This window comes from Sivoneniella epilithica UHCC 1019 (genome assembly GCF_040830845.1).
Classification (GTDB): domain Bacteria; phylum Cyanobacteriota; class Cyanobacteriia; order Leptolyngbyales; family Leptolyngbyaceae; genus ULC077BIN1.
Genome location: NZ_JBFPDP010000001.1, coordinates 222,005 through 243,302, shown reverse-complemented (window position 1 = coordinate 243,302; position 21,298 = coordinate 222,005). Strand labels below are relative to the sequence as shown.

The 21,298-nt window shown below is 47.7% G+C and carries 20 protein-coding genes; 19 read left to right on the top strand and 1 reads right to left on the bottom strand.

Annotated elements, in window-relative coordinates:
* Positions 1 to 228 precede the first annotated feature (228 nt).
* A complete protein-coding gene (locus AB3R30_RS01190; protein WP_458647303.1) occupies positions 229 to 4,098 on the top strand; it encodes a S8 family serine peptidase in 3,870 nt (1,289 codons plus the stop codon).
* A gap of 196 nt (positions 4,099 to 4,294) precedes the next feature.
* Here AB3R30_RS01190 and AB3R30_RS01185 read toward each other — a convergent pair whose 3' ends face one another.
* Positions 4,295 to 5,920: a protein kinase domain-containing protein gene (locus AB3R30_RS01185; RefSeq protein ID WP_458647302.1), complete on the bottom strand. Its 1,626-nt coding sequence runs from the start codon at positions 5,918 to 5,920 to the stop codon at positions 4,295 to 4,297.
* A gap of 429 nt (positions 5,921 to 6,349) precedes the next feature.
* On the opposite strand from AB3R30_RS01185, the gene pheT reads away from it, so the two are divergent.
* The 18 genes from pheT (at position 6,350) to rpsQ (ending at position 21,285) form a co-directional block, all read left to right on the top strand.
* Positions 6,350 to 8,803: a phenylalanine--tRNA ligase subunit beta gene (gene pheT, locus AB3R30_RS01180; RefSeq protein WP_458647301.1), complete on the top strand. Its 2,454-nt coding sequence runs from the start codon at positions 6,350 to 6,352 to the stop codon at positions 8,801 to 8,803.
* 24 nt (positions 8,804 to 8,827) lie between these two features.
* Positions 8,828 to 9,418 (top strand): Uma2 family endonuclease, encoded by a 591-nt coding sequence (locus tag AB3R30_RS01175; RefSeq protein ID WP_458647300.1) that lies wholly within the window; start codon positions 8,828 to 8,830, stop codon positions 9,416 to 9,418.
* A gap of 56 nt (positions 9,419 to 9,474) precedes the next feature.
* On the top strand, positions 9,475 to 9,744 hold the full coding sequence (locus AB3R30_RS01170; protein WP_458647299.1) for a YciI family protein: 270 nt from the start codon (positions 9,475 to 9,477) through the stop codon (positions 9,742 to 9,744).
* Complete coding sequence (locus AB3R30_RS01165; protein WP_458647298.1) at positions 9,726 to 11,021, top strand: Coenzyme F420 hydrogenase/dehydrogenase, beta subunit C-terminal domain; 1,296 nt, start codon at positions 9,726 to 9,728, stop codon at positions 11,019 to 11,021. The genes AB3R30_RS01170 and AB3R30_RS01165 overlap by 19 nt, the downstream gene beginning before the upstream one ends.
* 113 nt (positions 11,022 to 11,134) lie before the next feature.
* A complete protein-coding gene (locus AB3R30_RS01160) occupies positions 11,135 to 11,614 on the top strand; it encodes a hypothetical protein (protein WP_458647297.1) in 480 nt (159 codons plus the stop codon).
* A 217-nt stretch (positions 11,615 to 11,831) separates the two neighbouring features.
* Positions 11,832 to 12,311 carry an NAD(P)H-quinone oxidoreductase subunit N gene (gene ndhN, locus AB3R30_RS01155; protein WP_458647296.1) on the top strand — a complete coding sequence of 160 codons (480 nt, stop codon included), beginning with the start codon at positions 11,832 to 11,834 and terminating at the stop codon, positions 12,309 to 12,311.
* A gap of 166 nt (positions 12,312 to 12,477) precedes the next feature.
* The gene (gene ldpA, locus AB3R30_RS01150; protein WP_458647295.1) at positions 12,478 to 13,725 is read left to right on the top strand and encodes a circadian clock protein LdpA; all 1,248 of its coding nucleotides are present in this window, start codon (positions 12,478 to 12,480) and stop codon (positions 13,723 to 13,725) included.
* Between the two features lie 194 nt (positions 13,726 to 13,919).
* On the top strand, positions 13,920 to 15,785 hold the full coding sequence (locus AB3R30_RS01145; RefSeq protein ID WP_458647294.1) for a R3H domain-containing nucleic acid-binding protein: 1,866 nt from the start codon (positions 13,920 to 13,922) through the stop codon (positions 15,783 to 15,785).
* A gap of 409 nt (positions 15,786 to 16,194) precedes the next feature.
* Positions 16,195 to 16,833, top strand: a complete 639-nt coding sequence (gene rplC / locus AB3R30_RS01140; protein ID WP_458647293.1) for a 50S ribosomal protein L3 — start codon at positions 16,195 to 16,197, stop codon at positions 16,831 to 16,833.
* A gap of 79 nt (positions 16,834 to 16,912) precedes the next feature.
* Entirely contained in the window at positions 16,913 to 17,545 is a 633-nt protein-coding gene (rplD, locus tag AB3R30_RS01135) for a 50S ribosomal protein L4 (protein ID WP_458647292.1), read from the top strand.
* Positions 17,538 to 17,840, top strand: a complete 303-nt coding sequence (locus AB3R30_RS01130) for a 50S ribosomal protein L23 (RefSeq protein ID WP_458647291.1) — start codon at positions 17,538 to 17,540, stop codon at positions 17,838 to 17,840. The genes rplD and AB3R30_RS01130 overlap by 8 nt, the downstream gene beginning before the upstream one ends.
* 36 nt (positions 17,841 to 17,876) lie before the next feature.
* On the top strand, positions 17,877 to 18,740 hold the full coding sequence (gene rplB, locus AB3R30_RS01125) for a 50S ribosomal protein L2 (RefSeq protein ID WP_458647290.1): 864 nt from the start codon (positions 17,877 to 17,879) through the stop codon (positions 18,738 to 18,740).
* A 19-nt stretch (positions 18,741 to 18,759) separates the two neighbouring features.
* On the top strand, positions 18,760 to 19,038 hold the full coding sequence (rpsS, locus tag AB3R30_RS01120; RefSeq protein WP_458647289.1) for a 30S ribosomal protein S19: 279 nt from the start codon (positions 18,760 to 18,762) through the stop codon (positions 19,036 to 19,038).
* 57 nt (positions 19,039 to 19,095) lie between these two features.
* Positions 19,096 to 19,458, top strand: a complete 363-nt coding sequence (gene rplV / locus AB3R30_RS01115) for a 50S ribosomal protein L22 (RefSeq protein WP_458647288.1) — start codon at positions 19,096 to 19,098, stop codon at positions 19,456 to 19,458.
* 46 nt (positions 19,459 to 19,504) lie between these two features.
* Positions 19,505 to 20,254: a 30S ribosomal protein S3 gene (gene rpsC, locus AB3R30_RS01110; protein ID WP_458647287.1), complete on the top strand. Its 750-nt coding sequence runs from the start codon at positions 19,505 to 19,507 to the stop codon at positions 20,252 to 20,254.
* 74 nt (positions 20,255 to 20,328) lie between these two features.
* Positions 20,329 to 20,748, top strand: coding sequence for a 50S ribosomal protein L16 (rplP, locus tag AB3R30_RS01105; RefSeq protein WP_458647286.1), 420 nt, complete (start codon positions 20,329 to 20,331; stop codon positions 20,746 to 20,748).
* A gap of 2 nt (positions 20,749 to 20,750) precedes the next feature.
* Positions 20,751 to 20,963, top strand: coding sequence for a 50S ribosomal protein L29 (gene rpmC, locus AB3R30_RS01100; RefSeq protein ID WP_458647285.1), 213 nt, complete (start codon positions 20,751 to 20,753; stop codon positions 20,961 to 20,963).
* Between the two features lie 70 nt (positions 20,964 to 21,033).
* Positions 21,034 to 21,285 (top strand): 30S ribosomal protein S17, encoded by a 252-nt coding sequence (gene rpsQ / locus AB3R30_RS01095; protein ID WP_458647284.1) that lies wholly within the window; start codon positions 21,034 to 21,036, stop codon positions 21,283 to 21,285.
* The last annotated feature ends 13 nt before the right edge of the window (positions 21,286 to 21,298 follow it).

Genomic DNA, 21,298 nt, shown 5'->3' with positions numbered 1-21,298 from the left:
AGGAGTGAGGGGCGATCGCTTTGAGCAGGTCATCGGTGATGGTATAAATCGCTATAATTTCACCAAGCATTTTTCTGTCTCTCCATGAGTTACAAAACTTTGGAGAGATTTTATTTGTTTTCTTCCTCCTGTTGCTAGTTATCAGCAACAGAAGTTAATAGTGATCCTGCATAATCTTTAAAGTTGCGACTGATAAAGCCTTAGTCCCACTTTTAGGAGCACTACCCTATGCCAGTTGATCCCGGTAGCACACTAGCAACTGCATTGAATCTAGGAGACCAGAGCGGCTCGATCAATCGAACGTTTTCAAATTTTGTCGGGGGCACTGATCTGGGCGACTATCTGCGGTTTAGCCTGTCCTCGTCGAGCAATCTCACCGTTTCATTAACAAATTTGCAAGCCGATGCAGATTTGCGGTTGCTCAACAGCAGTGGACAGGTATTGCAAACATCGGCAAATTTTGGCACCGATGCTGAGTCGATCAACGCGCCGTTAGCCGCCGGAGTTTATTATCTTCGCGTTACCCCTTATGGCGATGCGATTACCAACTACACGCTCGGAATCGCAGGCAGTGGAGGAACGGTTCCAGAACCTGGGACGACCCTAGCCACGGCGTTTGATTTGGGAGGATATAACTACATTTCCCATTCCAAAGTTGGTAGTGTGAATCGCTTTAATGATCCAGCCGATTTATATCGATTTGAGCTAAACGATACCAGTGATATCAATCTGCTGCTGACGGAGTTGACGGCGGATGCGGATGTGGAAATCTTGAATAATTTGGGTGCGGTGTTGGCGAGTAGCGATCGCTCTGGCACTACCGATGATTCAATTTCCAGCACGCTTCCAGCCGGAACTTACTTTGTCCGCATTACGCCCTTTGATGGCGGCACCATCGACTATCGGCTGAACTTAGATATTTCATTAGACGACAATGCTGGAAATACCCTGGCAACGGCTCGGAAACTCAACGGCTTGAATACCACGCTGTCAGGAACTCAGGTTTTCAATGACTTTGTGTCTGGTGCAGGAGGGAGCGATCCGCAAGATTTTTATCGCTTCACCCTGCTGACCCAGAGTAACTACAGCATTGGGCTTTCCCAGTTGAGTTCGGATGTGGATCTACGAATCATTCAGGATGTGAACAACAATGGCATTGTGGATGCTGGTGAAGCGATCGCATCTTCAATTCGCTCTGGCACCTTACCTGAAAACTTATCCGGTCAACTTAATGCTGGAACTTACTTTATTCAGGTCTATCCGTTTAGTAATGCTGCTACGAGCTATCAAATCACCATCACGGCAAGCCCACAAGACGGGGCAGGTAACTCGACTGCAACTGCGAGAGATGTAGGAACGTTGGTCGGCGATCGCAGCTTCAACGATTTTGTGGGTATTGTTGACCCTAATGACTTTTATCGATTTGTTTTACCCACCACCAGCAACTTTCGCCTAGATTTAACAGGTTTAGAGGCAGATGTGGATGTTCGCCTATTGAATAGTGCAGGCACTACGATCGCCTCTTCCATTGAAGGCGGCACTACCTCAGAAAACATTGCGCGATCGCTGACCGCAGGCACCTATTTTGTCCAGGTGTATCCCTTCAATGGCAGTAGCAGCGACTATCGCCTATCTCTGTCGGCTAGCCCATCCTTTGATGGCGCTGGCAATAGCCTCAGCACGGCGCGGAATGTGGGCACCCTGACCAACACCCTCACATTTAATGATTTTGTCGGAGCGGCAGATACCAATGATTTCTACCGCTTCAATCTCAACACTGGCAGCAACTTTAATCTCAATTTAAGTGGCTTGTCCGCCGATGCGGATGTGGAGTTAATTCAAGACTTGAACAACAACGGCAGTGTGGATAATGGAGAAATCCTGGCTAGTTTGATCAATAGCGACACCAACCCTGAAACGCTGAGTCGCCTGCTGGCGGCTGGCAGCTACTATGTGCGGGTTTATCCTTTTTTAAGCAGCAACACGAACTACAGCCTCTCGCTGGGTGCGATAGCCGTAGGAGACAATACGCTGCCCACGGCGACCAATCTGGGCGGATTGACCACCAGCAGAACGGTGACAGGCTTTGTGGGCAATACGGATGCTGATGATTTCTATCGGTTTACGCTCAGCAGCGATCGCAGCGTTGGTGTCTTTCTCGACGGGCTATCTGCCGATGCCGATATTCAACTCATCCGAGACTTCAATAACAATGGCATTGTCGATAGTAGCGATGTGTTAGCGGAATCAATCCGCGCTGGATCTGCATCAGAAGCGATATTCAACACTCTCTCGGCAGGCACCTATTTTGTCCGAGTTTTGCAATTTAGCGGCAACACCAATTATTCCCTCACTCTGACTCCGCTGGTGGATGGTGCAGGCAGCACCTTGGGCACCGCTGCCAATCTGGGCACCCTATCCGGCAGCCGCACGGTGAATGATGTCATCGGCGAGATCGACCCCAGCGACATCTATCGCTTTAGCCTCAACACCCGCAGTCGGCTAAATCTGGAATTGGATGGAGTGGATGCATACGCCAACGCTCAGATCATTCAAGACTTGAATAGCAACGGGTTGATTGACAGCAATGAGATTTTGGCAGCTACCACTCGCGATATTAGCGATATTGGCTCTTCGTCTCTTGCTGCCACGCTTAATCCAGGGAACTACTTTGTGCGAGTCTTGCCCTCGGATAATGCCAACACCCGCTATAGTCTAAACCTGACGACTACCGCGATCGCCCTTGATGGTGCAGGCAACACCCTAGCAACCGCCCGCAACCTCGGCAATCTGACTGGCTCAGTCACTTTCCAGGATTTTGTGGGACAAAGCGATCGCAATGACTACTACCGATTTGCGCTCACAGGCAACACTAACTTTAACCTGTTGCTGAGCGGGTTAACCGATGACGCAGACGTAGAACTGATCCGCGACCTGAATGGAAATGGTCTGGTCGATGCTGGAGAAGTGCTGCGAATCTCTGACTTACCAGGCACGTCCTCTGAGTCCATCAACCTCAACTTAGGAGCAGGGAGCTACTTCATCCGGGTCTATCCATTTTTTGATGACAGCAACACCACCTACACTCTCAACCTGTCTGCCACTGCCGCCAGCAATCCGTTCAATTCCCAATATGGGTATGGCTTGGCAGATGCAGCAGCAGCAGTCGCACGGGCAACTGGGCAATTTTCACCCTTCCCCAATCAGCCCACCTTTGGCGGAGCCACTGACTGGGGCGTAAACCTGATCAACGCTCCAGAAGCCTGGGCACAAGGCTACACCGGGCAAGGGGTGATTGTGGCGGTGATCGATTCGGGAGTAGACTACACCCACCCTGATCTGGCTGGGCGCATTTGGGTCAACACCAGAGAAATCCCCAATAATGGCAGAGATGATGATGGCAATGGCTTTATTGATGATGTGCGCGGTTGGGACTTTGTCGGCAGAGATAACAGACCCTTCGATTTTGATGGGCATGGCACCCATGTAGCAGGAACGATCGCCGCCAACAATAATGGCATCGGTGCAACCGGAGTTGCCTACAACGCCCAAATCATGCCTGTGAGAGTACTGGGTCAAAATGGAGGCAGCAATTCAAATGTTGCAGCCGGAATTCGCTATGCCGCTAATAATGGAGCACAAGTGATCAACCTCAGTTTAGGTGGTCCCTATCCCTCATCTGAAATTCTGTCAGCCGTGCAATATGCCAATCAGAGGGGCGCTGTGGTGGTGTTTTCTTCCGGTAACAACGGTTCATTTCAGCCCGGTTATCCAGCCAGATATGCCACTCAAGCAGGCATTGCAGTCGGTGCCGTCGGGGATACTCAACGGCTAGCTTCCTACAGCAACCGGGCAGGAGCGACTCCATTGAACTTTGTGGTGGCACCGGGTGGGGCGGGAATCCGGGGGCAAGAGTCGCGAGATGTCTACTCGACCCTTCCAGGCGGCACTTTTGGCTATCTATCTGGTACGTCAATGGCGGCTCCCCATGTATCAGGCTTGGCTGCCCTGATATTGAGCGCCAATCCAACCCTGACTCCGGCGCAAGTGATCAGCCTGATCACAACGACCGCTAACTCGTCGGCAGTGCGGGTCTAGGAGTTCAGGTTTTCGGGTGCCCGGTGCTAGAGTGCATCCTGTGCAAGTGAGGTAGCGCTGGAGTTGAGGCGATAGAGTTTACAACAACAGCATCCAGCGGGAAGGTTTGAACAATTTAACTCTGTTCAAGCCTTTCTGCTTTTAAAGTTCATCCCAAGTCCTTCGCACTCTCAACTCCAAACTCCGAACTCAAAAATCACCAAATACCCCGCTTGCCATTGGGTCGAGTGGTCATCCAATTAATCCGCGCCATTGCCAACTGTTCTTCGGTCACCTTGGCACCTGATAGGTTTGTGCCGCATAAATTAGCACCCCGTAGATTTGCGTTGAGCAAATAAGCCCCGCTTAGATCGGCTCCCCGCAGATCAGCCCCTTCCAAATCAGCGTTACTCATATAGGCTTTACCCAGATTGGCATCGCGCAGACTGGCTTGATTCAGGTTTGCTTTGCCAAAATCGGCATTGAACAAATTCGCACCTTGTAGGTTGATTTTGCTGAGGTTCGCTTGATGAAAGTTTGCACCTGCCAGGTTTGCTTTTACCAGTGAAAGCGATCGCAGATCGTGACTAGCAAAATCTCGCTTACCTTTGGCGTAGTAATTTTGAAGTCCTTCCGCATCCAACCGCAAAGGTGGTTTCTTATCGTTTGAGTTATCTCGCCCTTTCCCAGCAGAATTTTTACCTCTAGAAGCAATGCCAGAATTTAACCGGTCTGAATCTGCCAATCGTCCACGGGTAAAACCAGAGTGAAGATTAGTCGAATCTTGGCGAGGCTGTTGCCGGGTCCGGATCGCCATTGCCATCCGAGCATGAGGCGAAACTTTTGCTCCGGTCGAATCTGCACCTCGATAATCTGGATTTTTACGTCCAGTATTAGCACCACCCGGTTTAACCGAAGTCATGCTGTTTTCCAACATTTCCAAATGGTCTTCCAAATCCAGTGCCCGAAACACCTCCATTGCCGTTCGATAGCGTTGCTTGACTGAAATTTCAAGCATCTTGGTTAGCACGGCTTGAAAATGATCACTCACAGCAACGTATTTTTGCCAGAGCAGTTCACCCGTTGAGGGATCATAATCAAGATCTTTAGGCGACTTCCCGGTCAATAAGTAAATGCAGGTTACACCCAGAGCATAGATATCACTGGCAGGAACGGGACGCATTGCCATTTGCTCTGGCGGTGCAAAGCCAGGAGTGCCGATCGCGTAAGAGGTCAATGCAGTTTGATCAGAAGCGCTACTTTGCTGCTGCGTATTTTGGTTCTTCACCGCCCCAAAGTCAATCAGCACCAACTTTTGATCCTGGTTCCGTCGAATCATGTTGGCAGGTTTAATATCCCGGTGGATCACCTGATTCCCATGAACATGCTCCAAAATAACCAGAATTTCACTGAGAAACATTTTTACCTGATTCTCACTGCGAGGTCCAGACGCTTTAATCTCTTGCTGTAGCGTTAGCCCACTCACATATTCTTGAATCAGATAAAAAATTGCATCTTCTTCAAAGTAATCTAGCAAAGAAGGAATTTGGGGATGGTTGCCAATCCGCCCCAAAGTTGTCGCTTCTCGTGCAAACAGTTCTCGTGCCATATCCATCACATGGGGAGCGGTGGCATTGGGGCGCAGTTGTTTGATCACGCAGCTTGGCTTACCAGGCAGACTTTCATTGGATGCCAAAAACGTTGCCCCAAAACCCCCTTGTCCAAGGGCTTGAATGATGCGATAGCGATCGCGCAGCAACAACTTAGAACCACAAGCCTGACAAAATTCAGTGTGAGTAAGGTTCTGAGGACTAGGACAGGCTGGATTCAAGCAGTAGCTCATTCAGCTTCACTCGCTCTAATTTCAACTGCTGAGGACATTTCGGTACGCTACTTTCTATTATCCGAACACAAACACCAAATTGGGCTGGCATTCTTACGGTAGTTTCACAAAAAAGCACTAAGCTTTGACGTTTTGACTGCAAGCAGTGATGGATATCTATAGTATTCAGTATTCGTGGACTGTGATGATTTGTCAGGACGTAGCTTCGTTGTTTTTAATATGCCCACAATCGAACACTCTGTAACAAAAGCATATCCCCAATCCTATCAATACCATCCTTTGAGAAATTGAAATCATGCGAATGTTTATAATACCTCCCCCAAAAACAAGATTCCGTAGAGAGAGATGTTAGACCAATGAGAAGGCTTCAGAGGTAAGGGGAAGGAGGTAAGGCGGTAGAATAGCGGATGTAGTTAGGTTGAAGCATCCATGCGTATTTCTTTGAACTGGTTGCGAGAACTAGTTGATATTGCTATGACTCCATCAGAGTTGGCAGAAATGCTAACGATGGCAGGTTTTGAGGTGGAGGATATTGAAGATCGCCGGACTTGGGCTGAAGGGGTGGTCGTTGGCAAAGTTTTAACGCGAGAACCCCATCCCAATGCCGATAAGCTAAGCGTTTGTACGGTTGACATTGGTCAGGCAAATCCTTCCACTATTGTCTGTGGAGCCGCCAATGTTCAAGCGGATTTATATGTGCCTGTCGCTACATTAGGCACCTTTTTGCCGAAAGTAGGAGAAAAGGGACTCAAAATCAAACCTGCTAAATTGCGCGGGGTCGCTTCTGAAGGAATGATCTGTTCTCTCGCGGAATTAGGTTTGGCAAAAGAATCTACGGGAATTCATCAGTTTGAGGGTGATTTTTTTAAGCCAGGGGTAGATGTGCGCCCGTTGTTAGGGTTAGATGATGTGATTTTGGATTTAACTTCGACAGCCAATCGAGCAGATGCCCTAAGCTTGGTAGGAATTGCGCGGGAGATTGTGGCGTTGACGGGTGCTGATCTACGGTTACCTCAAGTGCCGGAGCTAAAAGTGCCAGCCGATACAGGCACCTTATCGATCAAAATTTCTGAACTTCAAGCGTGTCCGACTTATATTGGAACCGAAGTGACAGGAATTGCAATCGCCCCGTCTCCTGTTTGGCTTCAGCAGCGTTTGCAAGCGTCTGGGGTTCGTCCAATCAATAACGTGGTGGATATTACCAACTACGTGCTGCTGGAGTGGGGGCAACCGCTACACGCCTTCGATCGCGATCGCTTGCTTTCAGGCAGCCATCAACCTCCAGAAACTCCTCTGCAAATGGGAGTGCGGTTTGCTAATGCCGGAGAAACCCTAAAAACCCTAGATGGGCAAACGCGATCGTTTGTAGAGCAAGCTTTATTGATTACTGCCAATGACAAACCGGTAGCGCTGGCGGGTGTGATGGGTGGCGAAGACTCTGAGGTGTATGAGGGCACTCAAACCCTGATGCTGGAAGCGGCATTATTTGACTCGGCAACCATTCGGCGGTCTGCTCGCTCTCAAGGTTTACGCACCGAAGCTTCAGCCCGCTATGAACGCGGAGTCAACCAGGCAGAGCTAGAATTTGCCTGTCGTCGTGCGTTGGCATTAATTACAGAATTAGCAGGTGGGGCGATCGCATCCCAAGGCAGTGTTGATACGCGCAATCAGTCCAGCATGACGAGATCGATTGCGCTACGGCTGGAGCGCGTCAACCAAATTTTAGGTCCTATCACCTTGGGCGATGAGCTAGGCGAACTGCAACCTGCGGACATTGAGCGAATTTTACGAGCGTTAGGATGTGAAGTGTCTGCTCTTAACACCGAAGGAGCTTGGAACGTTATCGTGCCACCTTACCGCTATCGTGATTTGGAACGAGAAATTGATCTCATCGAAGAAATTGCCCGTCTATATGGCTACAACAATTTCTCTGAAACCTTACCTGAGAAAACAGAAGCCGGATATTTATCGATCGAGCAGCAGCTTACTCGCAAAGTTCGCGAAGCCTTTCGCGCTGTCGGGTTAACTGAACTTGCTCATTATTCTTTAGTAAAACCTAACGAAGAGCGCCAAGTCGTTTTATCCAATCCCCTCTTTCCAGATTATTCAGCCCTCAGAACGAACTTGCTGTCAGGATTAATTGATGCATTTCAGTACAACCTAGAGCAGGGGAATGGGGCGCTTCAGGGGTTTGAATATGGACGTATTTTTTGGTCTGAAGAAGAAGGATTGCAAGAAGCAGACGCGATCGCGGGTATTTTTGGCGGCGACCCTGTTCACGGGAAATGGGTACAGGCAGGACGTGACAAACCAATCACCTGGTTTGAAGCAAAAGGACTATTGGAAAATGTGTTTTGCCGACTCGACCTCGCTGTGGAATATCAGCCCGATTTACGCGATCAGCGGCTTCATCCAGGACGCACTGCCTCACTTTGGGTACGTGGAAATCGCTTGGGCACGTTTGGGCAACTGCATCCACAGCTTCGGCTAGAGCGCGGCTTTCCCGATGAAGTGTATGCCTTTGAGCTAGATCTGGATGTCCTGCTAAGCCAGCTTGATCAAGATGAACTGCTGGTTCCTACCTTCAAGCCATTTTCTGCGTTTCCAGCTTCCGATCGCGATATTGCTTTCTTCGTTCCTATCCAATTTTCAGTCGCAGATATTGAACGCACGATTCGTACTGCCGGCGGCAACCTGCTAGATTCCATGAACTTATTTGATGAATATCGCGGTCAAAACGTGCCCGAAGGACAGCGTAGTTTGGCATTTCGGTTGGTCTATAGATCGAGCGATCGCACCCTCACCGAAGATGATATCAATCCCATCCAGCAAAAAGTTCGCGAAACTCTAGTGGAAAAATTTAGAGTCGATTTGAGAAGTTAACCGAGTTTAAGGGGGAAAAACACCATGAGTCAGGCGGCAACCACCACCCAAAAACTAATGACGATGGAGGAATATCTTGCCTACGACGATGGCACCGATACCCGTTACGAATTGGTGAATGGAGAACTCGTTGAAATGCCGCCAGAAAGTCAAGGAAATTGCGACCTCGCACGATTTTTGCTGATTGAACTGCTAAAGTTGTTTCCCTTGCCTCTTTTAGCTTACAAAGACCTTGAAATTGAAGTGACTGGACGCAGGGCAAAATGCCGTTTACCTGACTTGGTGGTTCATACAGAGGAATCAAGAGCCGCCTTAATTGACAGTAAGCGAAATATCCTGACTCGCGATCTGCCGCCTCCTGCATTAGTCATCGAAATCGTCAGTCCTGGCAGCACCAACCGTACCCGTGACTATCGCCATAAACGCACGGAATATGCCGCCAGAGAAATCTTGGAATACTGGATTGTTGATCCCGAAACTTGGCAAATTACGGTTTATCAATGGGTGGAAGGTCAGTATGAAGATACGGTTTTTGTGGGAGAAAATCAATTGCGATCGCCCTTCATCCCAACCTGGCAGTTAACCATTGATCAAATCTTTGCACTTCAGCAATAGTTCGCTCAAGACCATCCTGACCCTATTTCACTTTTAACGTTTACCTTCATCTTTATATGCCGAAATATATTCTCTGGGGCACCTACTGCGACGACGTTATAGAAAAACGCACTCCTTACCGTCAAGCTCATTTAGATGGACTCGCTCAGCAAAAAGCAGCCGGAGTGCTAATCACCATTGGACCCACGAAAGACCTGACCCAGTGTTTTGGCATTTATGAAGCGGACGATGAAGCGGTCGTCCGCCACCTGATTGAATCTGATCCCTACTGGCAAAACGGCATTTGGACTGACTATAAAGTGAAAGAATGGATTCAGGCTATCTAGCAAATTCGATGAATCGTCTCGATAACTTGCGAAGACGCTCTACATATTTTCAAAAATTTTATCATCGCGCTGCTTTAAACATGACCGCCACTCCTTCCCACCAAAAAGCCAAAGCTCTAAAACCCTCCAATCGCCGCCCTGCAAAGGAATTGTGCAGTGAATGTGGGCTTTGTGATACCTACTATATTCATTACGTCAAAGAAGCCTGCGCTTTTCTAACTCAGCACATTAGCGAACTGGAAGAAGAAACCCACGATCGCAGCCGCAATTTGGAGAACGAAGATGAGTGGTACTTTGGCGTGCATCAAAGTATGACCGCAGCCCGAAAAACCGAGCCGATCGCCGGTGCCCAATGGACGGGGATAGTCAGTAGTATTGCAATTGAAATGCTGACTTGCGGCATGGTGGAAGGGGTCGTCTGTGTGCAAAATACCGAGGAAGACCGCTTTCAGCCTCAACCGATTATTGCCCGCACCCCAGAAGAAATTTTGGCAGCGCGAGTTAACAAACCCACGCTTTCTCCTAATTTATCCGTCTTAGAACAAATTGAGCAATCGGGCATGAAGCGATTGCTAGTGATTGGAGTTGGCTGTCAAATTCAAGCGTTACGGACGGTAGAAAAGCAATTGGGCTTAGAAAAGCTGTATGTGTTGGGAACTCCCTGTGTCGATAATGTGACTCGCGCTGGACTGCAAAAGTTTTTGGATACCACCAGCCGATCGCCCTCCACCGTCGTTTCCTACGAATTCATGCAAGATTTCCGCGTTCACTTTAAGCATGAAGATGGTTCCACTGAAACGGTTCCATTTTTTGGCTTAAAAACCAATCAACTCAAAGATGTGTTTGCGCCATCCTGCATGAGTTGTTTTGACTATGTGAATTCTTTGGCGGATATCGTCGTCGGTTATATGGGTGCGCCGTTTGGCTGGCAATGGATCACGGTGAGAAACGATCGCGGTCAGGAAATGCTGGATCTGATTCAGGATCAAATTGAAACTCAGCCTGTGGAGTCCCAAGGCGATCGCAAAAATGCCGTTCAGCAAAGTATTCCTGCTTACGATAAGGGCGTGACCTTACCCATGTGGGCAGCTAAACTAATGGGCGTAGTGATTGAGCGTATTGGACCCAAAGGACTAGAATATGCCCGGTTTTCGATCGACTCACACTTCACGCGCAACTATCTCTATGTCCAGCGCAACTATCCCGAAAAGCTAGAAGCCCACGTTCCCGAATACGCCAAGCGCATTGTAAGACAATATAAATTACCTGAAAAGTAAAGACGGAATTTACTGAAATAATCGTGCTGTTTACTCTTTCAATGCTTATTTTTCAGATTTAAGGGGTTACCATTTCTAGCAGGCTGAGTAACTGGTTGATTGATCACAGCAATATGACGAATGAAAGTCTAAGATCCTTTCCTAATTCTGCTGGAGAGCAAGATAACAGCCTTGTTCTTGGTCAGCTAACGAGTGGGCAGCTTTGGATGGTCAATAGTAGACGGCGAAATGGACTGATCATTTATAAGCAGTTCTACGCAGAATTTGCTGGTCCTGGAGCGGCAGTGGGCAGCTTTTTTGATGTAGATTCCCATCAAGTACTGCCTGTAGGAGAACTGTCTTTAATTTGCCCTGAAGATCAAGAAGAGCGACAAAAAGCCTATCTCATCCGACGACAGTGGATTCGATTGACTCATCAACTGACGGATAACCCCATTCCATCGCAAAGGGCGCAGATGATTTTAAATCAATTTGACAATTACTTTGGTTCTAGCACGGTTGCTAAAATTCCTGATGAAGCTTTTGCTTTAATGGTTGGAGTGTTGCCGCAAACCGTTAACCTGTTGAGGCAAGGGAGTAGACTTTCTGGCTAACCTATTTTGCAAATGAAAAATTTGTGGATTGAAAAAGATCCCTGCTTATTCCTATTCTAGCCATAGCAAAACTCTATCCATCCGATCTTGGAGCTTTTTTATAGAGTATGAGAGACTATTGCTGGAGTATGGGTTAGGCGATCGAGGCATTGCACTGTCGTTTGTGTTGCCTTTGACTGCACTGTTTTAGCAACTTTTGATAGTTAGAGAGAAATCGATGCCGCTAATTACAACTGGCAAAAAGTTGATTCGAGATCTAGAGCTATATGGTTCATTGGGTCTGCATGTTCCGCTGGAAGGCGGTTTTGAAGGACGTTATCAGCGACGAATTCGTGCTGCTGGATATCATTCTCTGACGATTACGGCGCGAGGATTAGGAGATGTGGCAGCTTACTTAACCGAGGTTCATGGAGTTCGTCCTCCTCATCTAGGTAAAAAGAGCGGCACGGTTACCGGGGCAATGGTTGGGTATCGCTATTACATTCCACCCATCATTCCCTATGAGTTGGAAAAGCTGCCGGCTAGCTCTAAGGGGCTTCTGTTATGGATTATTGAGGGACATATCCTAACTAGCCAGGAGATTGAATATTTGACGACCTTACCTGCCACAGAGCCACGGGTTAAAATTGCTGTGGAACTGGGCGGCGATCGCTACTTCCGTTGGCAACCCTTGAAGCAAGCTGTAATGTCTGCGTAGCGTGTTCAGGTCTGTGATTTAAGGTTGGTGATGTTAAGAGGCGCTCCATCAGAGCGTCTTTTTTGTTGCTGCGGATCTGTTGCTGCGGACGTTGCGTCATACCTGAAATTTAAAATATTTCTACTTTAAGATCCTAATTTTTCTCATAGCGCATTAGCATTAAGGGGTGAGTGAACAAAACTATCCGCTGCAATCTTTAAGAGAAGGGCACTGGTTTAAACTAATCTGTGGAGCTAGTTTCCAGCATCTTCCCGCTGTTCGTAACCTGACGTTGGCATATACGCTAGCGGGTGTGGATTGTGTTGACATTGCGGCTGATCCCGCCGTGGTGCTTGCAGCAAAAGAGGCAATTCAAGTAGCGATGGACATGAGCCGCTGCGATTTCCAGAGGGAGTCCTGCGGAAAGCTTCACGAACGTTTCACGAATCGCCAACAGAATTCTTCGATGATTCAAAAACCATTGCTCATGGTCAGCCTCAATGATGGTGAAGATCCACATTTTCGTAAGGCAACATTTTTACCGCTTAATTGCCCCCCAGATTGCCCTCGTCCTTGTGAACAGGTTTGTCCGGCAGGGGCAATCAAAAGTTATGGGGTGGTTGAAGATCGCTGCTATGGCTGTGGGCGCTGCTTGCCGATTTGCCCCATTCAACATATTTCAGCCCACTCTTATGTTTCAACGGCTCAGGCGATCGCGCCCTTAGTGCTAGAAATGGGAATTGATGCGATTGAGATTCATACCCAAGTTGGACGGCTTGCAGATTTTCAACGCCTCTGGTCAGCGATTAAACCATGGCTGCCCCAACTTCAACTCATTGCAATTAGTTGTCCTGATGGTGAGAATCTAATCGACTATCTGTGGGCACTGTACGATATTATTTCGCCGTTGCCCTGCCCTTTAATTTGGCAAACTGATGGTCGTCCGATGAGTGGAGATATTGGTAATGGTGCGACTAGAGCGGCTATTCGGTTAGGACAAAAAGTGATAGCGGCAGGCTTGCCAGGACATATTCAGTTAGCAGGCGGCACAAACGATTACACTGTACCCAAACTGCGATCGCTAAATCTGCTAGCACCTCATCCTTCTAGAGATCGCTCAATGGCGCAAACGATGCAACCGTTTTCACCTTCATACGTTTCAGGAGTTGCCTATGGAAGCTACGCTCGAAGGCTGTTGTCTCCCCTTTTGGAACAGTTGGAAGCTCCGGAAAGATTGGAAACCTGTTTACCTGGTTTGGCTCATCAAGGAGATCAGCCATCAGTTGGGCGATCGCAAGCTCTGCGATCGCCTCAGCCGATTCTTTTAGAACAGGCTCCTAAATCTCTACAACAAGCCGTAACGCTTGCCCATTCCCTTGTGTCTCAACTCAAACCGTTTCGCGCAACACCACAATTTGATCATGAATTATCTTAAGGTTTCAACGTTTTTATCACTGCTTTTACGAATTCGCGTGAATGATGCCACTCGACTTGGTAATTCCCAACACCTGCAAGTTTTTTGATTGGCACCCTCAGGAGCAGCAATTAAAATGCTTCATAGGTTTCCAGCATCAGTTTTCGGCTTCATCTCAAATTGTCCTTAAGCGCTCTTCAGAAACTACATCCAAGATGGATAACACCGTATCGGCTGACTTGCTCATTACAGACGACTTAAACAAACTGCTTGATATTCTTCCAGCCTCGATTCAGTTTCAACTACAGCAGCACCCTCAACGCGATATGCTGATTGAAGTAGTGTTGGATCTAGGTCGTCGTCCAGAGGCTCGTTTTCCGGGTCAAGCAGAGTATCTTTCTGAAACTCCGATCACCCAAGATGATCTGAACGAATGTATTAAAAGCGTCGGTGATTTTGGCGGCGATAATCGCGCTGGCATCGAGCAAACTCTTCATCGCATTAGCGCTATTCGGAATCGGCGGGGCGAGGTGATTGGGCTAACCTGTCGGGTGGGTCGTGCTATTTTTGGCACGATTAGCATGATTCGTGATCTGGTAGAAAGCGGTAGATCTATCTTAATGTTGGGTCGTCCTGGAGTCGGCAAAACGACTGCGCTTCGAGAGATTGCTCGTGTTTTGGCGGATGAATTGGAAAAACGAGTTGTCATCATTGACACGTCTAATGAAATTGCGGGGGATGGAGATGTGCCGCATCCGGCGATCGGTCGTGCTCGTAGAATGCAAGTTGCCCGCCCCGAACTGCAACACCAGGTCATGATTGAGGCAGTGGAAAACCATATGCCGGAAGTGATTGTGATTGACGAAATCGGGACGGAGCTTGAGGCTTTGGCGGCTCGGACGATCGCGGAGCGAGGAGTACAGCTTGTGGGAACTGCCCATGGCAATCGTTTAGAGAATCTGATCAAAAATCCAACTCTGTCAGATTTAGTCGGTGGCATTCAATCGGTTACGTTGGGAGATGAGGAAGCACGTCGCCGAGGAAGCCAGAAAAGTGTTTTGGAGCGAAAAGCGCCTCCCACTTTCGATATTGCGGTGGAAATGATGGAACGGCAGCGTTGGGTCGTGCATGAACAGGTGGCAGAAACCGTTGATAGCCTATTGCGCGGTCGTCAACCCAATCCGCAAGTAAGAGCAGTGAGTGAAACTGGCAACGTCATTGTGACCCATGAGTTATCGAGTGATGAGTTTGCGGCTTCTAGAACAGGCAGACCGCGATCGCCCTCCATTGATTTTGGGCAGCGAGACAATTCACTGATTGTTCGCCCTTTTGCGAGTCGCTCAGAACTTCCCGGAAAGGGTTGGCGATCGTCGGGGCAAATGCGCCCGTTGTCAACCGATACGGCACTGAGCAAACTTCCTGATGAGCAGCAATTTGAGCGTTTATTGAATGAGTCTTTACAATCCTCATTGTTTTCTGATGAAACCGTAGAACCTTTTTTGCAGAACTCTTTAGAAAGAAATGGCTATGACTTTGAGGAAACTGCCAAACAAGAGCGTCGCTTAGGTCCAAATGGGGAAGATATTTTATACATTTATCCCTATGGAGTCAGTCGTCATCAGCTTGATCAAGTGGTTCGCACCTTAAAATTGCCAGTCATCTTAACGAAAGATATTGATAGTGCAGATGCGGTTTTGGCGTTGCGATCGCATGTCAAAAATCATTCAAAATTGCGCCAATTTGCAAAATCTCGTCAAGTTCCCATCCACACTATTAAAGCAAGCAGCATTCCTCAAATTGCTCGTGGCTTGCGCCGAATGCTGGATATGGATGACCCTGGAATCCCTGATGCTACTGATTTTGACTTACTAAGAGTTGATAACGATGATGAGATGGAGGCTTTAGAGGAAGCTAGACTTGCAGTTGAACAACTGGTGATTCCTAAAGGGCAACCAGTAGAATTGCTGCCCCGCTCTGCGATCGTGCGTAAAATGCAGCATGAACTAGTTGAGCATTATCATCTCAAATCTCGCAGTTTTGGCGAAGAACCTAACCGACGGCTGCGAATCTATCCCGCCTAAAAAGCATTTTGGCAGCCCACCCAAAAAACTTTGTCTTAGCACTAGACAGAACCAAGTAGATTGGTTTATATTTGATAGCTGTTGCCTAAATGCTCATTGCAGATGGTTCTTGAGTAATGAAGCTTGTTGAAAGCTGTAAAATTACCTCTTGAATCTCTGAAGCGGATACTGAACGGCTTGCCATTCAAGTCCTTAGCTGGCACTCAACAAAACTGATTTTGCACGTTTCTTTTGAACTTGGCAGGGTTTAGAGCTTGTTTACAAGAATAGTTAGATTTTTAGTCTTGCGCGATCGCGTCCTTGCTTTAAAGTCAACCGAAATCTTGAAGCACAACCTATTAATCAGTTAAGCAGGCAATCGAAGGTTGTCTGTTTTTCTAAAGTGTGTACGAAAGGGAGACCATTCATCGTGTCTGTGGGTATTCTCGGCACAAAGCTTGGCATGACTCAAGTCTTTGACGAAACAGGTAAAGCAATTCCAGTCACTGTCATCCAGGCAGGACCTTGTATTGTCACTCAAGTCAAAACAACTCAAACAGATGGCTACTCAGCTATTCAAGTTGCTTATGGCGAGGTCAAGCAGAAGGCACTTAGTAAGCCTGAGTTGGGTCATCTAGCAAAGTCCAACTGCGCTCCCATGCGTCATCTGCATGAGTATCGCTTGGCAAGTCCTAGTTCGTTTGAACTGGGTCAGGAAATCAAAGTAGATACATTTTCGGTGGGTCAAACTATTGATGTCATTGGCACCAGTATTGGTCGTGGATTCGCAGGCTATCAAAAGCGTCATAACTTCAAACGCGGTCCAATGTCCCACGGCTCCAAAAACCATCGTGCCCCTGGCTCCACAGGCGCAGGGACAACCCCAGGGCGGGTTTATCCAGGCAAGCGAATGGCGGGTCGTTTAGGTGGCAGTCAGGTCACTATTCGCAAATTGACAGTCATTCGGATTGATCCTGAACGAAATTTGATTTTGGTCAAAGGTGCTATTCCTGGTAAGCCGGGCGCGCTGGTCAATGTAGTTCCTGCAACCATTGTTGGAGCTAAATAGAAAATTAAGTCGCAAAAAATTGAGATTTTCTTGATTTCTAGCCTTTAAAGCCTGCGAAAGTTGAATAAGGTTGATGATTATGGCGGATTGTGCAGTTAAAGACTGGAGTGGGAAAGAGGTTGGTAGTGCTTCTTTAGACTTGCAAGTAGCAAGTGAAAAAAGCGCGGCTCATATTGTCCATAGAGCATTAGTGCGCCAGATGGCAAATGCTCGTCAAGGGACAGTATCCACCAAAACTCGTGCAGAAGTGAGAGGGGGTGGCAGAAAACCTTGGCGGCAAAAAGGTACAGGGCGCGCCCGTGCTGGTTCTAACCGTTCTCCCCTGTGGCGGGGCGGTGGGGTAATTTTTGGACCGAAACCCAGAGATTACTCTCTCAAGATGAATCGCAAAGAACGACGACTGGCTTTGAGAACGGCGATTCAAAGCCGTATTGAAGATGTAATCGTTGTGCAAGATTTTGCTGATAAGCTCCCTCGCCCTAAAACAAAAGAGTTAGTTGGAGCATTGCAAAACTGGGGAATTCAACCTGAATCAAAAGTTTTGTTGATTTTGGCAGAGCGTCAGGAAACAGTCTATTTGTCTGCCCGCAACGTTGCTAAACTCCGTTTGATTTCTGCGTCTAACTTGAACGTTTTTGATCTTTTATCTGCCGATCGCATTGTGATTACGCAGTCTGCCATCGCAAAAATCCAGGAGGTGTACGGTGACTGAATTTAATCCTCGTAATTTGATGGATCTGGTTCGTCGTCCAATTATTACTGAGAAAGCAACATTGCTTTTGGAGAACAATCAATACACATTTGAAGTGTCTCCTAAAGCGACTAAGCCCCAAATTAAAGCTGCTATTGAGTCATTGTTTGAAGTCAAAGTGGTTGGGATCAGTACCATTAATCCTCCTCGCAAACAGCGACGGGTTGGTAAGTTTATCGGCTTTCGTCCAATCTACAAACGAGCGATTGTGACGCTGGCAGATGGCGATTCGATCGCTCTGTTCCCGGAAGTTTAATTTTTCTATTTGGTAAGGCATTTAAGAGATTAAGTTATGGGCATTCGTATTTATCGACCCTATACCCCCGGTACTCGTGAACGCAGCATTTCAGATTTTGCTGAGATTACTCGGAGTGAACCCGAAAAGTCGTTGACCAAGTCGAGCCATCGGCATAAAGGTCGCAACAATCGCGGTGTGATTACTTGTCGCCATCGCGGTGGTGGTCACAAACGTCTTTATCGACAAATTGATTTTCGGCGCGACAAGCGTGACATTCCCGCTAAGGTTGCAGCGATCGAGTATGACCCCAATCGGAATGCTCGAATTGCATTGTTGCATTACAGAGACGGTGAGAAGCGATATGTTTTGCATCCCGCAGGTCTTGCAGTAGGCACAACAGTCATTGCAGGTGCCGATTCACCCATTGAAATTGGTAATGCTTTACCGCTCAGCAATATTCCTTTAGGTACAACCGTTCACAATGTAGAGCTTACCCCTGGGCGCGGTGGACAGTTTGTTCGGGCGGCTGGAGCCAGCGCTCAAGTTGCCGCAAAAGATGGAAACTTTGTCACTTTGAAGTTGCCATCTGGCGAGGTTCGCATGATTCGTCGTGAGTGCTATGCCACGATTGGTCAGGTTGGGAATGCCGATGTCCGCAACACCAGTTTAGGAAAAGCAGGTCGGAAACGCCACTTAGGTCGTCGTCCTCAAGTTCGCGGTAGCGTTATGAACCCAGTGGATCATCCTCATGGTGGAGGTGAAGGGCGTGCGCCGATTGGTCGCTCTGGACCCGTTACTCCTTGGGGTAAACCAACTTTGGGCTATAAAACTCGGAACAAGCGCAAGTTGAGCAGCGCTCTGATTATTCGCCGTCGTCGTAAGTCTTCTAAGCGCGGTCGTGGCGGTCGGGATTCATAGGTGATAAGGGATTAAAAGTATGTCTCGTTCGTTAAAGAAAGGTCCATTTGTTGCGGATCATTTGCTGAGCAAAATTGAAGCGTTAAATGCAAAGGGTGAAAAGCAAGTGATCAAAACTTGGTCTCGCTCTTCTACAATTTTGCCTCAAATGATTGGACATACCATTGCGGTTCATAATGGGAAGCAACATGTGCCAGTTTATGTCAATGAACAGATGGTCGGACATAAGTTAGGAGAGTTTTCACCCACGCGCACCTTCAAAGGACACGCTGGTACTGATAAAAAGGCACGTCGATAAGAGAGGGAGTTTACTACTGGCTTAAGGCTGGTGGTCGTCAGTTAAGGAGTAATGAGTATGGCTGTTGAGACTACAACTGAAGTAAAGGCGATCGCTCGCTACATTCGGATGTCCCCTCGCAAGGTTCGTCGTGTCCTTGATCAAATTCGGGGTCTGTCCTATCGAGAAGCATTAATTATTTTAGAGTTCATGCCCTATCGTGCTTGTGAACCTGTGTTGAAGTTGCTACGCTCTGCCGCGGCAAACGCTGAGCATAATCAAGGATACGACCGGGCAGATTTAGTTGTGAGTACTGCTTATGCAGATCAAGGTCCAACATTAAAACGGTTTAGACCTCGCGCTCAAGGTCGGGCTTATCAAATCCGCAAGCCGACTTGCCACATCACAATTTCCGTTGCTCCGGGCGCTGGAGACGAATAATTTGTATTTCAATCGATATTGTTGAATTTGTATAAGGAAGCATTTTGTGGGACAAAAAATTCATCCAACCGGCTTACGTTTAGGTATTACCCAAGAACATCGTTCTCGTTGGTTTGCTGATACTAGCCGATATCCTGAGCTACTTCAGGAAGATTATACAATCAGACATTTCTTTCAAAAAAATCCTTTGAAACTGAAGGGATTGGAAAGTCCTGGAATTTCCCAAATTCGGATTGAAAGAAAAGCAGATCAAATCGATTTAGAAGTTCATACGGCTCGTCCTGGTGTGGTCGTCGGTCGTGGGGGACAGGGAATCGAGGAACTGCGAGGCGGACTGCAAAAGGTATTGGGCGGTGGCGATCGCCAAATCCGCATTAACGTAGTCGAAGTCACGCGAGTTGACGCAGAGGCTGCACTGATTGGTGAGTACATTGCTCAACAATTGGAGCGTCGTGTCTCTTTCCGCCGTGTTGTCCGTCAAACTATTCAACGCGCTCAAAAAGCTGGGGTTGAAGGCATTAAGATTCAAGTCAGTGGTCGTCTGAACGGGGCTGAAATTGCTCGCCCTGAATGGACACGGGAAGGGCGGGTTCCTCTGCATACGCTCCGTGCAGATATCGATTACGCCTACTGCACTGCTAGCACCATTTACGGCACACTTGGGATCAAGGTATGGGTCTTTAAGGGTGAAATTATACCTGGACAAGAAGAGAAAGCTGTACCTGCTAACAATCAGCCCAAGCGTCGTCAACAACGTCGTCGTCAGCAATTTGAAGATCGATCGAATGAAGGATGAAGTTTAAAGAAAGAAAGATAATTTATTTTTCTGTCATTTAACCTCCAACTTTTGACTCTCTAAGGTAGTGAGCCATGTTAAGCCCAAGAAGAACAAAATTTCGTAAACAGCAGCGCGGACGCATGAAAGGTCTGGCAACTCGTGGGAGCAACCTAAACTTTGGCGAGTTTGGTTTGCAAGCCCTAGAACCGACCTGGATTACTTCCCGTCAAATTGAGGCAAGTCGTCGTGCCATGACCCGCTATATCCGTCGGGGCGGCAAAATCTGGATTCGTATTTTTCCCGATAAACCTATTACCATGCGTCCCGCAGAAACTCGCATGGGTTCTGGTAAAGGGGCACCGGAATATTGGGTCGCGGTTGTCAAGCCTGGACGGATTTTATTTGAAATTGCCGGAGTTCCAGAAGCTACAGCCCGTGAAGCGATGCGACTAGCTCAGTACAAGCTGCCCATTAAGACAAAGTTTATTACTCGTGAAGCGGAGGAGTCATAACGATGTCATTACCTAAAATCAGCGAAATTCAAGATTTAAGTGCAGAGGAACTGGATGAGCAGATCGTAGCCACAAAAAGGCTGTTATTTGACTTGCGTTTTCAAAAAGGCACTCGTAGACTCGAAAAATCTCATCAGTTCAAACATACCCGTCACCGACTGGCTCAATTGATGACTGTTGAACGACAACGTCAATTACAAAAGGCATCTTCCTAAGTAATAGGCAGTTCGTGATAGACAGAGTTCGATTTACAAATAGTTTTATAGCCTCGACGGAGTAGATGAGATGGCAGTAAAAGAGAGAGTTGGTTTAGTCGTTAGTGACAAAATGGATAAAACAGTAGTGGTGGCAGTTGAAAGTCGTTCTGCTCACTCAAAATATGGAAAAATTGTTGCTCGGACTAAGCGCTACAAAGCCCATGATGAAGGCAACCAATGTAAAACTGGCGATCGCGTCCGTATTCAAGAAACTCGTCCCTTGAGCCGCACCAAACGGTGGCAAGTGATCGATGTTTTAACGACATCCGTTCAAGCTTAAAGGAAGGTGACTC

What these genes read in the sequence shown, in the direction of transcription:
- rplV (WP_458647288.1), top strand. Translation starts at nt 19,096, where the DNA reads ATGGCTGTTGAGACTACAACTGAAGTAAAGGCGATCGCTCGCTACATT.
- rplP (WP_458647286.1), top strand. Translation starts at nt 20,329, where the DNA reads ATGTTAAGCCCAAGAAGAACAAAATTTCGTAAACAGCAGCGCGGACGC.
- rplB (WP_458647290.1), top strand. Translation starts at nt 17,877, where the DNA reads ATGGGCATTCGTATTTATCGACCCTATACCCCCGGTACTCGTGAACGC.
- AB3R30_RS01165 (WP_458647298.1), top strand. Translation starts at nt 9,726, where the DNA reads ATGGATTCAGGCTATCTAGCAAATTCGATGAATCGTCTCGATAACTTG.
- rpsS (WP_458647289.1), top strand. Translation starts at nt 18,760, where the DNA reads ATGTCTCGTTCGTTAAAGAAAGGTCCATTTGTTGCGGATCATTTGCTG.
- pheT (WP_458647301.1), top strand. Translation starts at nt 6,350, where the DNA reads ATGCGTATTTCTTTGAACTGGTTGCGAGAACTAGTTGATATTGCTATG.
- AB3R30_RS01190 (WP_458647303.1), top strand. Translation starts at nt 229, where the DNA reads ATGCCAGTTGATCCCGGTAGCACACTAGCAACTGCATTGAATCTAGGA.
- rpmC (WP_458647285.1), top strand. Translation starts at nt 20,751, where the DNA reads ATGTCATTACCTAAAATCAGCGAAATTCAAGATTTAAGTGCAGAGGAA.
- rplD (WP_458647292.1), top strand. Translation starts at nt 16,913, where the DNA reads ATGGCGGATTGTGCAGTTAAAGACTGGAGTGGGAAAGAGGTTGGTAGT.
- AB3R30_RS01160 (WP_458647297.1), top strand. Translation starts at nt 11,135, where the DNA reads ATGACGAATGAAAGTCTAAGATCCTTTCCTAATTCTGCTGGAGAGCAA.
- rpsQ (WP_458647284.1), top strand. Translation starts at nt 21,034, where the DNA reads ATGGCAGTAAAAGAGAGAGTTGGTTTAGTCGTTAGTGACAAAATGGAT.
- AB3R30_RS01170 (WP_458647299.1), top strand. Translation starts at nt 9,475, where the DNA reads ATGCCGAAATATATTCTCTGGGGCACCTACTGCGACGACGTTATAGAA.
- AB3R30_RS01145 (WP_458647294.1), top strand. Translation starts at nt 13,920, where the DNA reads ATGGATAACACCGTATCGGCTGACTTGCTCATTACAGACGACTTAAAC.
- AB3R30_RS01185 (WP_458647302.1), bottom strand. Translation starts at nt 5,920, where the DNA reads ATGAGCTACTGCTTGAATCCAGCCTGTCCTAGTCCTCAGAACCTTACT.
- AB3R30_RS01175 (WP_458647300.1), top strand. Translation starts at nt 8,828, where the DNA reads ATGAGTCAGGCGGCAACCACCACCCAAAAACTAATGACGATGGAGGAA.
- ndhN (WP_458647296.1), top strand. Translation starts at nt 11,832, where the DNA reads ATGCCGCTAATTACAACTGGCAAAAAGTTGATTCGAGATCTAGAGCTA.